Source organism: Spongiibacter thalassae, assembly GCF_012272835.1.
Classification (GTDB): Bacteria; Pseudomonadota; Gammaproteobacteria; order Pseudomonadales; family Spongiibacteraceae; genus Spongiibacter; species Spongiibacter thalassae.
This window is the reverse complement of record NZ_JAAWWK010000004.1, coordinates 453,038-463,929: the sequence shown is the minus strand read 5'-3', so window position 1 is coordinate 463,929 and position 10,892 is coordinate 453,038. Positions and strand designations below refer to the sequence as shown.

The following is a 10,892-nucleotide window of genomic DNA, read 5'->3' as shown; positions in this document are numbered from 1 at the left end:
AGCGGGCTTTGCCAATGGGATTACCGAGATTGGCTGCTGGGCTCATGCCCGACGCAAGTTCCATGATTTGCATGTGGCCAATAAAAGTCAGATAGCCGAGCAGGCGCTCGGCTATATCCAGGAGCTGTACTTGATTGAGCGGGAGCTGGCTGAACTGCCCCCGGAGGAACGACAACGGCAGCGGCAGGAAAACTCAAAGCCCATCCTTGATCAATTGCATCACTGGCTCATTGCCAAACGACAGCAGGTGCCGGATGGCAGTGGTACGGCCAGAGCGATCGCCTACAGCTTAAAACGCTGGGACGCCTTAACCCGCTGTCTCGATGACGGCGCCGTGCCCATCGACAACAACTGGGTGGAAAACCAAATCCGCCCCTGGGCACTCGGGCGCTCAAACTGGCTGTTTGCAGGGTCATTGCGTAGTGGGCAGCGTGCGGCAAATATCATGACCTTGATCCAGTCAGCCAGGATCAACGGCCTCAATCCGCAGGCGTATTTGCAAGATGTGATGGAAAAACTGCCGACGCAGAAGGCCTCTAAAATCGAAGAGCTGCTGCCGCACAATTGGACGCCTTGATCAACCGGGGATTACCGGAGGCTTACAAACAGACCGCGCGGCCCTGCGCTAGGTACTTTCCTCAATATTGATCACCTGAGGTAAGGCGTAAAATCCCGTTATTGGTATGAGCAACAGACAGGCGGGGTAAAAGGATGAATCTGATACAGGAGAAACGCTCGGGCGACAGCGCGATTCCCCCAAATATTGAGGCGCTGCTGACCGATATGCAGCAGCGTTCGCTGCGCCGTATAGAAAACTTTGGCTGGCAGTTGAAGTTTGTTCGCCAGCCGCGCTTCGAGCCACCAATTGTTGTGGTGGAAAATGCCACAGGCGTGAACATTGGCATTCTCGAGCAGGATGGTGGCGTCAATATGCGCCCGCTGATTACCCTGAGAGATTAAGCCCCACGGCCCCACTACTCATTAGCGCGGGGGTCGAACAGTTGAATGACCTGCTCCTGCGGGTCACGGCTGGCACCGGCCTCGCGCAACCTCTGCAAGTAACTGTCCCACAGACTCTCGCGATGCTCGCATAGCTCGCGAAAGTAATCCCACGAAAAAATGCCCGAGTCATGGCCATCGCTGAATACCAGCTGCAAGGCGTAGTTGCCGGTGGGAATGATATCGACAATCTCGACATCGATTTTGCCGGTTTGCAGCACTTCCTGGCCGTGACCGTGACCACGCACCTCCGCCGACGGCGAATGCACCCGCAGAAATTCACAGCTCAGACGAACTCCGCCGATGTCGCGATACACCAGTTCCAGCTCGCGGGACTTCCTGTGCAGTTTGATCGACTGCGGGGCATTGCTCATGGTCTCACCTTACAGGGCCAACAGCGGGGCAGGGCAATTACAGAATAAACCGGCTGAGATCTTCATCCTTGGCCAATTCACCCAGTTGTTTTTCTACGTAGGCGGCATCCACTGTCAGCGGTTCGGTAACGTCTCCCGCCGAGAAGGAAATTTCCTCCAGCAGTCGTTCCATCACCGTATGCAAGCGCCTCGCGCCAATATTCTCGGTGCGCTCGTTCACTTCCCAGGCGGTTTCAGCAATACGGCGAATACCGTCTTCGCTGAAGGTGACATTCACCCCTTCTGTAGCCAACAGGGCCTGGTATTGTTCTGTCAACGACGCGCGGGGCTCAGTGAGAATGCGCTCGAAATCCGCCGGTGTCAGCGCCGACAGTTCTACACGAATCGGTAGACGACCCTGCAATTCGGGAATGAGGTCTGAGGGCTTGCTCAGGTGGAAGGCCCCGGACGCTACAAACAGAATATGGTCGCTGCGGATCATGCCGTGCTTGGTGCTCACGGTACAACCTTCAATGAGTGGCAGCAAATCCCGCTGCACCCCTTCGCGGCTGACATCAGCACCACCGGATTCCTGGCGCTTGGCGACCTTGTCAATTTCGTCGATAAACACGATACCGTTTTGCTCGGCGGCCTCGATGGCTCGGGCCTTCAACTCGTCTTCGTTAATCAGTTTGGCGGCTTCTTCGTCCTGTAACTGCTTGAACGCGGCCTTTACTGTCATACGGCGGGTCTTCTTGCGGTCTCCGCCCATCTTGGAGAACATGCCCTGCAACTGGCTGGTCATTTCTTCCATGCCTGGCGGCGCCATAATCTCAACGCCCATCGGTGCCATCGACACTTCGACATCAATTTCACGCTCGTCCAGGTCGCCTTCGCGCAGTTTTTTACGGAACAACTGGCGGGTCGAGCTATTGCGTTCTTCTTCGCTCTGCTCGCCTCGGGGAGGCGGCAACAGGGCGTCGAGCACCCGCTCTTCCGCCGCATCGGCGGCACGGTGACTGACCTGCTCCATCGCCTGCTCGCGGTGAAGTTTCAGCGACACATCAACCAGGTCACGGATTATCGATTCCACGTCCCGGCCAACATAGCCCACTTCGGTAAATTTGGTCGCCTCAACCTTAATAAAGGGGGCATTTGCCAGCTTTGCCAAACGGCGAGCGATTTCAGTTTTACCCACTCCGGTAGGTCCAATCATCAGGATGTTTTTCGGGGTAATTTCGCTGCGCAGGTCATCGTCCAGCTGCATCCGCCGCCAGCGATTGCGCAAGGCAATCGCCACCGCGCGCTTGGCGTCCTGTTGACCGATGATATGCCGGTCGAGTTCGTGAACAATTTCACGGGGTGTCATCTGCGACATGGTAACTCCGTAAAAGCCCGCCACAGCGAGCTGTCTTCATATTTGAATGGGGCCTCGCCCCGGACACACCGGATCAGTATTCGAGCTCTTCAATCCGGCGATTGTGATTGGTGTAGATACAGATATCACCGGCAATGGTGAGCCCCTTTTCCACAATGTCCCGAGCGGAGAGGTCGGTATTGTCCATCAGCGCCCGTGCCGCGGCGGTAGCGAAAGCGCCACCGGAGCCGATGGCGATCATATTGTCTTCCGGCTCGATGACATCGCCATTGCCGCTGATAACCAAGGTGGTTTCCTTGTCGGCCACAATCAGCAGGGCCTCCAGCTGCCGCAGTGAGCGCTCACTGCGCCAGGCCTTGGCCAGCTCTACCGCTGAACGCACCAGCTTGCCCTGGTGTTTTTCCAACTGGGCTTCAAACAGCTCAAACAGGGTAAAGGCATCGGCGGTGCCTCCGGCAAAGCCGGCCAGCACCTGGTCGTTGAACAGGCGGCGCACTTTGCGCGCATTGCCCTTCATGACGGTATTGCCCATGGTGACCTGGCCGTCGCCACCGACTACAACCTGATTGTTGCGACGCACCGATAAGATTGTGGTGCCGCGAAACTGTTCCACGCGGGACTCCTTTTTTAATGACGGAAGAAAGTTAGCCCCAGTATAGCGGCTGTCTGACTGCTTGTTGGATATGGGGGCGGCGAGCGCGTATTCAAGTCTGAGCGAGGCCAGGGCGCTGTTGCGCCCCGCCTGAGACAGTTATCCCGCTGTTTTCTGGCGAATAACCAGGGTGTCGATACTTTCACCAATCAGCTTGGAACGTGCGCTGGACAGGGTGTTATGGGTCTGGAATGGCCCGACATACACCCGGTGCCAGGTATCACCATTGGCTTCAACCGACTCGACCTTGGCATCCAGACCCAGCAATAGAATCTGCGCGCGACGGCGGTCGGCGTCTTCGCTATTGCGGAAGGAGCCCGCCTGAAGAATATAACGCTCGCCGGTTTGAAAGGTCTTTTCCGGCGGCACCGGTGGGGGAGCGGGCGTTTTTTCGGTGACCACCGGCTTGCTGCGGTTTTTCGGTGCGGGGGTTTCATCGGCGACCACCACCTCCCGCTCAGGCAACACGGTAAAAAAATCAAACTTGGTGCCGGCAACGGCCTTTTCGGTTTTGGCTGGCTTGGCCTTGGGCTGTTCCTGCTGAACCGCAGCTACCTTCCGTCCGGCGACCTCCCGTTCACCCAGGGCATTGACCACCAACACGGTACACAGAATACCCGCCAGAAAACCGGTGCCCAGCAGCACCGAAGCAGGCAAACCCTTGCTCGCCGGGCTGCGTGTCGCGCCCCGCGTGGGGCGTTTTTTAGCTGCCATGATTACATTTCCTCTGGTGCCGAGACTCCCAACAGCGTAAGACCATTACGCAGCACCTGTTGCACCGCCACCGACAGTGCCAGTCGCGCATCGCGCAGGGCCGCATCTTCGCCCAGCATTTTGTGGGCATTGTAATAACTGTGGAAATCACCCGCCAACTCACGCAGATAGTGGGCCAGGCTGTGGGGTTCGAACTGCTCCGCCGACGAGCGCAGCACTTCGGGGTAACGTGCCAGTTTAACCAGCAGATCCCGTTCAACGTCTTCGCTGAGCATGCTCAGCTGGCGCAGGCCGCTCTCCTGGGTCCACTGCTGCCCCTCGGCCTCCAGCTTGCGCAGGATACTCGCCACTCGGGCGTGGGCGTACTGAATGTAGTACACCGGATTGTCCTTGCTTTCCGATTTAGCCAGCTCGAGATCGAAATCCGTCGCCTGATCCGCCTTGCGCATAATGTAAAAGAAGCGCGCGGCATCGTTGCCGACATCTTCACGCAGCTCCCGCAGCGTGACAAAGGAGCCCGAACGGGTCGACATTTGCACCTGCTGGTCGCCCCGGTACAGCGACACAAACTGCACCAGCCGTACCACCAGACGTTCGGGGTCGAGTCCCAGCGCTTGCAGGGCAGCTTTCACCCGGGCGATATAGCCGTGGTGGTCGGCGCCCCAGATATTCACCACGCGCTCGTAGCCGCGCTCAAATTTATTCAGGTGATAGGCGATGTCGGAGGCAAAGTAGGTGGTCTGACCGTTGTCCCGACGCACGACACGGTCCTTGTCGTCGCCGAAACGGGTGGACAGAAACCACAGGGCGCCATCGCGCTCCTCGATAAAACCGTTGGCCTGCAGCTTGTCGATGGCACGGGCAACCTGGTCTTCACCGGTGCTCAGGCTGCGCTCGGAAAACCACTGCTGGTATTCCACGCCAAATTCCGCCAGATCCTCGCGGATATCACCCAGAATGGCATTCAGGCCTTTGTCGAACACGGTGCGGTAATCGTCGCCCAGCAGCGCCTTGGCGCGGTTAATCAGGTCGTCGATGTGCTTTTCCTTGTCACCACCGGCGGGCTCGTCGGCGCAGATGCCGTCAAAGACCTTGGCGGCGGGCTGACGCAGGGCTTCCCCGTGGCTGTCGAGCAGTTCGCGACCATAGTCGGCAATATAATCACCCTGATAACCATTGCTGGGGAAGGCCAGTGTTTCACCGCAGGCCTGCAGATAGCGCAGCCATACACTGGTGCCAAGGATGTCCATCTGGCGACCGGCGTCGTTCACATAATATTCGCGGTCAACGCTGTAGCCCGCTGCGGCGAGCATATCGGCAACACTGGCGCCGTATGCGGCACCACGGCCGTGACCGACGTGCAGCGGGCCAGTGGGGTTCGCCGAAACAAACTCGACCTGCACCCGCTGCTGATTGGCGGGAGCGCGACCAAAGCGGTCACCCTCGGCAAAAATCCGCTCGATAATGCGCAGATTGGCAGACTCGTCCATAAAAAAGTTGATAAACCCGGGGCCAGCGATCTCTACCTTGAGCACGTCGGGGCTGGCGGGCAGAGCAGCAACTATTTGCTGGGCTATCGCGCGGGGATTGCTGCGCAGGGGCTTGGCCAGCATCATCGCCACGTTGCAGGCAAGGTCGCCGTGGCTCTTATCACGGCAGTGCTCCAGTTGCACCGACACATGCAGATCTTCGGGCCAGGCGGCTTCGCTGCGTACGGTCTGCAGGGCCTGTTCAACTAAATTGGCGACGATCTCTTTCATGTGGATTCCGGACTCTCTTGCGTGGGGGATATAAGGGCCGCGTATTATCGCTGTTTACACGCCGGCCTGCCAGCGTCAGAACAGATCGATGGGGTCAACGTCGATCGACCAACGCAGCCGCTGGCCGGCGCGCTGCCCTTCGGCAACGGCGCAGGCCCGCTGTAATTGCCCGTGCAGTCGCCCGCGAGTGTCGGCCTGCAGAATCAGCGAGGCGCGAAAGCGTCCGGCGCGACGAGCCATGGGAGCGGGCAGCGGTCCTACCATATGCCAGTCGTTGGCGGGCTCCGCCAGGGCCGAGCGCAGGGTTGCCAGAAAATCTTCGGCCTCAGACAGGGTTACAGCGTCGGCGCGGATCACCGCGCAGTAACTGAACGGCGGCAAACCCAGCAGGCGGCGTTCGGCCAGCAGGGTACTGGCGAACTGGCGGTAACCCCGGTGCACCAGCGTTTGCAGGGCCGGGTGCTGAGGGCAGTGAGTCTGCAGCAGGACTTCCCCGGCTTGCTCGGCGCGACCAGCGCGCCCCGCCACCTGCAGCAGCAACTGGGCACTGCTCTCAGTGGCGCGGTAGTCGGCACTGAACAGTCCGGCGTCCATATCCAGCACTCCCACCAGTGTGACCTTGGGAAAATGATGCCCCTTGGCCAGCATCTGCGTCCCCACCAAAATACAGGGCTCCCCTTGCCTCACCTCCGCGACCAACGCCGCCATACTGCCCTTGGCGCTGGTGCTATCGCGATCAATACGCAGCACTCGCTCGCGGAAGCGCTTTTGCAAATTCATTTCCAGCCGCTCAGTGCCCGGCCCCTCGTAGAGCCACTCGGCATTGTCGCAGTCGGGGCAGGTTCGCGGCATCCCCCGCACTGCCTCACAGTGGTGGCAACGCAATTGGCGACGCTTATAATGCACCGTCATCCTGGCGTCACAGGCGGCACATTCGGCGATCCAGCCGCAATGGTGGCACTGCAACACCGGCGCAAAGCCCCGCCGATTCAAAAACAGCAGCACTTGATTGCCCGCCGCCAGGGTCGCATCCACCGCCGTCAGCAAGGCCGCGCTCAGGCCGTCCTGAAGCGGCTGCTGACGAATATCAACCAGCCGAATTGCCGCCTCGCTGGCCTCTCCGGCACGCTGGCGCAGGCGCAGCAGATGGTAGCGCCCCTGGTCACCATTGTGCAGGCTGTCGAGACTGGGGGTGGCACTGCCCAGCACAATCGGGCAGCCCTGATCGGCAGCCCGTTTTACCGCGATATCCCGCGCCGAGTAACGCCAACCATCCTGCTGTTTGTACGAGGCGTCGTGTTCCTCATCGACAATTATCAGCCCAAGGCGGGGCAGGTCGGCAAAGACGGCAGAGCGGGTGCCAAGCACGATGTCACAGTGCCCGTCCCGCGCCGCCTGCCAATTGCGCAGGCGCTCACTATCCGCCAACCCGGAATGCAAACTGGTCACCCGACCGGGGAAACGGCGTTCAAACCGGCGCAGCGTCTGGGGTGTCAGGCCGATCTCGGGCACCAGCACCAGACATTGCCGCCCCTGCTGCAAGCACTGTTCAATGCCACGCAAATAGACTTCGGTTTTGCCGCTTCCGGTAATGCCGTCCAGCAAAAATCGCCGAAACTGACCCAGTGCGTCGGTAATCGCTACCAGGGCCTGCTGCTGCTCATCATTCAGTGGCGGCCCCTGCACGCCGCCCCCTACCGCCGCGGTGGTTGCAGCCTCTTCAACCAACGCTTTTTTCTCCAGCTCGCGCAGGGTTGCCCGACTGAAGCCCAACTCGCCCAGGGCTTCGCGGCTCAGCACACCGTGTTCGCGAAATGCCTCGCAAAGGGCGCGCTGCTGTTTTGCCTGGGGGGGCAGAGTACTGACATCGACACCGGCGCACAGCTGCCAGCGCTCTGCTTTGGCTCGGGCCGGGGTCGCGGCCTTGCGCAGTGCCACCGGCAACATCTGCTGCAAGCACTCACCTACCGGATGGTGGTAGTAATCCGCAGCCCACAACCCCAGACTCAGTAGCGGCGGCGACAGGCTGGGCCGCTCATCGAGGACTTCGCTGACGGCCTTGAGGCGACTGGCATCCACCGCTGCCCCCTCTGCCGGCGCGATCACCACGCCCACCACCTCCCTGCGACCAAAGGGCACCCGCACCCGCAGTCCGGCCTCGATCACGCGGCCAAGGCTATCGGGCCAGAGATAATCGAAACGGCGGCGCAGGGGACAGGGAATCGCCACTGATACAAGCAGAGGGGGCATAGCAGTCCGCAGATAAAAAGAGGGAGTGTATAAGAAATTGTGACCAAAGAGCGGAAATCTGCGGGAAAACCGCCGGGGGCCTTGCTTCTGCGTACGATTCTGCTACTATTCGCGGCCTGTTTTTTCGGTGGTTTTTTGTTCAGTTTGAATGTATCAAACCATTGGCCACCGAGCGCATCAGCCCAGCGCGGTGCCCGGCAAATGACCGGGTGGCGGCGCCCGAAGAGGATTTAATGATGAAAGCCGATATCCATCCAAAGTACGAAGCCATCAATGTGACGTGCAGCTGTGGCAACAGCTTCGCCACCCGTTCTACCCTGGCAGAAGACCTGCACGTAGACGTGTGCGGTGCCTGCCACCCGTTCTACACCGGTAAGCAAAAAATGCTCGACACCGGCGGCCGCGTTGATCGCTTCCGCAAGCGTTTCGGCAGCCGGGGCGGAGCCAAAGCCTGATCATTGTGTCGAGTTTGCACCTTGCGGCAAACCTCAGGACACAATAAAAAAATGCCCGGACGCCACCGTTCGGGCATTTTTGTATTCGCCGTTCTGTTTTTTTTCACGGCGACAGCCATCGCCGACTGCCTGCCCTCCGGGCCACTGGAAGCGGTGCAGGTAGACACCGCAAGTGATGGTGACTCGCTACGACTACGAGACGGGCAGCGACTGCGACTGCTGAGCATCAACGCCCCCGAGCGCGCTCGGGACGGCAAGGCCGGCGAAGATTTCGCCGAGCAGGCGCACCGGGCACTGATAGCCTTACTGCCCGCCAACAAGCGGGTCTATATTCGCCGCCACGGCAGCGACCGCTACCAGCGCCTGCTCGCTGAAGTATATACCCGGCCAGATGGCGGCCACTTGGGCGAAGCATTGCTACGGCAGGGTCTGGCACGGTTTATCGCCGTACCGCCTCAGCTTCGCCAGCCCGACTCCCGCTGCCTTATCGCTGCGGAGCAACAAGCGCGACAGAACGCACTGGGGCTGTGGTCCCGTCCGATTGCGGCAGCGACCGACCTGAGCCACCCCCGCGACAGCGGCTTCAAGGTGATACGGGGGCGAGTCGAAAAAATCAGCACAAGCGCCACAGCAATATGGGTCGACCTCGACGGTGATGTGGTGCTGCGTATCAGCAAACGGGATCAGTCCCATTTTGCCGACCAACCCTGGCAGCACTGGCCGGGAAAAGAAATAGAGGTTCGCGGCTGGCTCCGCTGGCGGAAAACCAAGGGGAATTTCGCACCGTTGAAAATGGACCTCCGCCACCCGTTGATGATTGAGGTGCTCGACCCGGACACCACCGGCGGTACAGAAAGTGGTCGGCGAACACAATGAATTCCTGCAAAGGCAGAGCTGGCGCGGACCTTCGCCAGGGGCAAACTTGTGGGAATAGATACTTTTATATATGCTTTCTCGCCATTTGAGAGAGCACAGACACCGAGAGCATGACAATGTCTAAAGATGTGAAGCAGGCGGCTCTGGATTATCACTCCATTCCGACACCCGGCAAAATCGGCATCTGCCTGACCAAACCCGCTGAGACTCAGTACGACCTGTCGCTAGCCTACAGCCCTGGCGTCGCCGAACCCGTGCGCGAAATCGCCAAAGACCCCCTCAACGCCTATAAGTACACCAGCAAGGGCAATCTGGTCGCGGTAATCTCCAACGGCAGCGCCATCCTCGGCCTCGGCGACCTCGGCCCCGCCGCCAGCAAACCGGTTATGGAAGGCAAGGCACTGCTGTTCAAACGCTTTGCCGATGTTGATTCCATTGATATCGAAGTGGACGCCGAAGACCCACAGGCCTTTATCGACACCGTGCGCCGCATTGCCGGCACCTTCGGTGGGATTAACCTTGAAGACATAAAGGCTCCCGAATGCTTTGAAATTGAGCGCATTCTTATTGAACAGTGCAATATTCCGGTATTCCACGACGACCAGCACGGCACCGCCATTGTTACCGCTGCGGGTATGCTCAATGCTCTGGAAATTCAGGGCAAGTCTATCGAGACCGCGAAAATCGTCTGCCTGGGTGCCGGCTCTGCCGCGATCGCCTGCATGCGCCTGCTGATTAGTCTGGGCGCCACCTACGACAACCTGTATATGATCGACCGCAGCGGCGTTATCACCCCCGGTCGCGCCGGCCTGAACCCCTACAAGGAAGAATTCGCCAATGCCAGCGGTGCAACCACCCTGGCCGAAGCAATCGTTGGTGCCGATGTCTTTGTCGGCCTGTCCGGCGCCAACCTGCTCAGCGAAGAGATGCTGCGCAATATGGCAGATAAGCCTATTGTTTTCGCCTGCTCCAACCCCGACCCGGAAATTGTGCCGGAACTGGCCCTCTCGGTGCGGGACGACCTGATTATGGCCACGGGCCGTTCGGACTATCCCAACCAGGTTAACAATGTTCTCGGCTTTCCCTTCATCTTCCGCGGCGCCCTTGACGTACGCGCCACCACGATTAACGAAGAGATGAAGGTCGCCGCCGTTCACGCGCTGTGCGAACTGGCACGGGAGCCCGTCCCCCAGGCGGTCATTGACGCCTGCTCTGTGGGCGAGCTGAGCTTCGGCCCAAACTACATCATCCCCAAACCGGTAGATCGCCGCCTGCTCGGCAAGGTTTCCGCTGCGGTCGCCAAGGCCGCGGTAGACAGCGGAGTAGCGTTACTGCCCTACCCCGAGCACTACCCACTCAGCTAAATCGGGCCACACCCCCAAAAGCCGCGCCTGTCGCGGCTTTTTTGTCCCTGCCGTAAACGCCACAGCCTTTTACAAGGCGGGGTAAAAACGA

The 10,892-nt window shown here is 59.7% G+C and carries 11 protein-coding genes; 5 read left to right on the top strand and 6 right to left on the bottom strand.

Annotation, left to right across the window (positions count from 1 at the left end; genetic code table 11):
- Both tnpC and HCU74_RS13380 read left to right on the top strand, forming a co-directional pair.
- A partial coding sequence (gene tnpC / locus HCU74_RS13385; protein ID WP_168450917.1) for an IS66 family transposase occupies nt 1-577 on the top strand: 577 nt, incomplete at its 5' end.
- Between the two features lie 134 nt (nt 578-711).
- A complete protein-coding gene (locus tag HCU74_RS13380; protein ID WP_168450916.1) occupies nt 712-960 on the top strand; it encodes a hypothetical protein in 249 nt (82 codons plus the stop codon).
- A 14-nt stretch (nt 961-974) separates the two neighbouring features.
- On the opposite strand, the gene HCU74_RS13375 is transcribed toward HCU74_RS13380, so the two are convergent.
- The 6 genes from HCU74_RS13375 to HCU74_RS13350 form a co-directional block, all read right to left on the bottom strand.
- A complete protein-coding gene (locus HCU74_RS13375; protein WP_168450915.1) occupies nt 975-1,373 on the bottom strand; it encodes a gamma-butyrobetaine hydroxylase family protein in 399 nt (132 codons plus the stop codon).
- A gap of 37 nt (nt 1,374-1,410) precedes the next feature.
- Nucleotides 1,411-2,730: an ATP-dependent protease ATPase subunit HslU gene (gene hslU, locus HCU74_RS13370; RefSeq protein ID WP_168450914.1), complete on the bottom strand. Its 1,320-nt coding sequence runs from the start codon at nt 2,728-2,730 to the stop codon at nt 1,411-1,413.
- A gap of 73 nt (nt 2,731-2,803) precedes the next feature.
- Nucleotides 2,804-3,343, bottom strand: a complete 540-nt coding sequence (hslV, locus tag HCU74_RS13365) for an ATP-dependent protease subunit HslV (RefSeq protein WP_168450913.1) — start codon at nt 3,341-3,343, stop codon at nt 2,804-2,806.
- 138 nt (nt 3,344-3,481) lie between these two features.
- The gene (locus HCU74_RS13360; RefSeq protein ID WP_168450912.1) at nt 3,482-4,096 is read right to left on the bottom strand and encodes an SPOR domain-containing protein; all 615 of its coding nucleotides are present in this window, start codon (nt 4,094-4,096) and stop codon (nt 3,482-3,484) included.
- A gap of 2 nt (nt 4,097-4,098) precedes the next feature.
- Complete coding sequence (gene argS / locus HCU74_RS13355; protein ID WP_168450911.1) at nt 4,099-5,856, bottom strand: arginine--tRNA ligase; 1,758 nt, start codon at nt 5,854-5,856, stop codon at nt 4,099-4,101.
- Nucleotides 5,857-5,931: 75 nt separating this feature from the next.
- Nucleotides 5,932-8,106: a primosomal protein N' gene (locus tag HCU74_RS13350; RefSeq protein WP_168450910.1), complete on the bottom strand. Its 2,175-nt coding sequence runs from the start codon at nt 8,104-8,106 to the stop codon at nt 5,932-5,934.
- A 236-nt stretch (nt 8,107-8,342) separates the two neighbouring features.
- Here HCU74_RS13350 and rpmE point away from each other — a divergent pair, with 236 nt between their 5' ends.
- The 3 genes from rpmE to HCU74_RS13335 all read left to right on the top strand — a co-directional run bounded on the left by rpmE (nt 8,343) and on the right by HCU74_RS13335 (nt 10,801).
- The gene (gene rpmE / locus HCU74_RS13345) at nt 8,343-8,561 is read left to right on the top strand and encodes a 50S ribosomal protein L31 (RefSeq protein WP_168450944.1); all 219 of its coding nucleotides are present in this window, start codon (nt 8,343-8,345) and stop codon (nt 8,559-8,561) included.
- Nucleotides 8,562-8,612: 51 nt separating this feature from the next.
- The gene (locus HCU74_RS13340) at nt 8,613-9,437 is read left to right on the top strand and encodes a thermonuclease family protein (protein WP_168450909.1); all 825 of its coding nucleotides are present in this window, start codon (nt 8,613-8,615) and stop codon (nt 9,435-9,437) included.
- Between the two features lie 116 nt (nt 9,438-9,553).
- On the top strand, nt 9,554-10,801 hold the full coding sequence (locus HCU74_RS13335) for a malic enzyme-like NAD(P)-binding protein (protein ID WP_168450908.1): 1,248 nt from the start codon (nt 9,554-9,556) through the stop codon (nt 10,799-10,801).
- Nucleotides 10,802-10,892 lie beyond the last annotated feature (91 nt).

What these genes read in the sequence shown, in the direction of transcription:
- HCU74_RS13380 (WP_168450916.1), top strand. Translation starts at nt 712, where the DNA reads ATGAATCTGATACAGGAGAAACGCTCGGGCGACAGCGCGATTCCCCCA.
- HCU74_RS13375 (WP_168450915.1), bottom strand. Translation starts at nt 1,373, where the DNA reads ATGAGCAATGCCCCGCAGTCGATCAAACTGCACAGGAAGTCCCGCGAG.
- hslU (WP_168450914.1), bottom strand. Translation starts at nt 2,730, where the DNA reads ATGTCGCAGATGACACCCCGTGAAATTGTTCACGAACTCGACCGGCAT.
- HCU74_RS13360 (WP_168450912.1), bottom strand. Translation starts at nt 4,096, where the DNA reads ATGGCAGCTAAAAAACGCCCCACGCGGGGCGCGACACGCAGCCCGGCG.
- argS (WP_168450911.1), bottom strand. Translation starts at nt 5,856, where the DNA reads ATGAAAGAGATCGTCGCCAATTTAGTTGAACAGGCCCTGCAGACCGTA.
- HCU74_RS13350 (WP_168450910.1), bottom strand. Translation starts at nt 8,106, where the DNA reads ATGCCCCCTCTGCTTGTATCAGTGGCGATTCCCTGTCCCCTGCGCCGC.
- rpmE (WP_168450944.1), top strand. Translation starts at nt 8,343, where the DNA reads ATGAAAGCCGATATCCATCCAAAGTACGAAGCCATCAATGTGACGTGC.
- HCU74_RS13340 (WP_168450909.1), top strand. Translation starts at nt 8,613, where the DNA reads ATGCCCGGACGCCACCGTTCGGGCATTTTTGTATTCGCCGTTCTGTTT.
- HCU74_RS13335 (WP_168450908.1), top strand. Translation starts at nt 9,554, where the DNA reads ATGTCTAAAGATGTGAAGCAGGCGGCTCTGGATTATCACTCCATTCCG.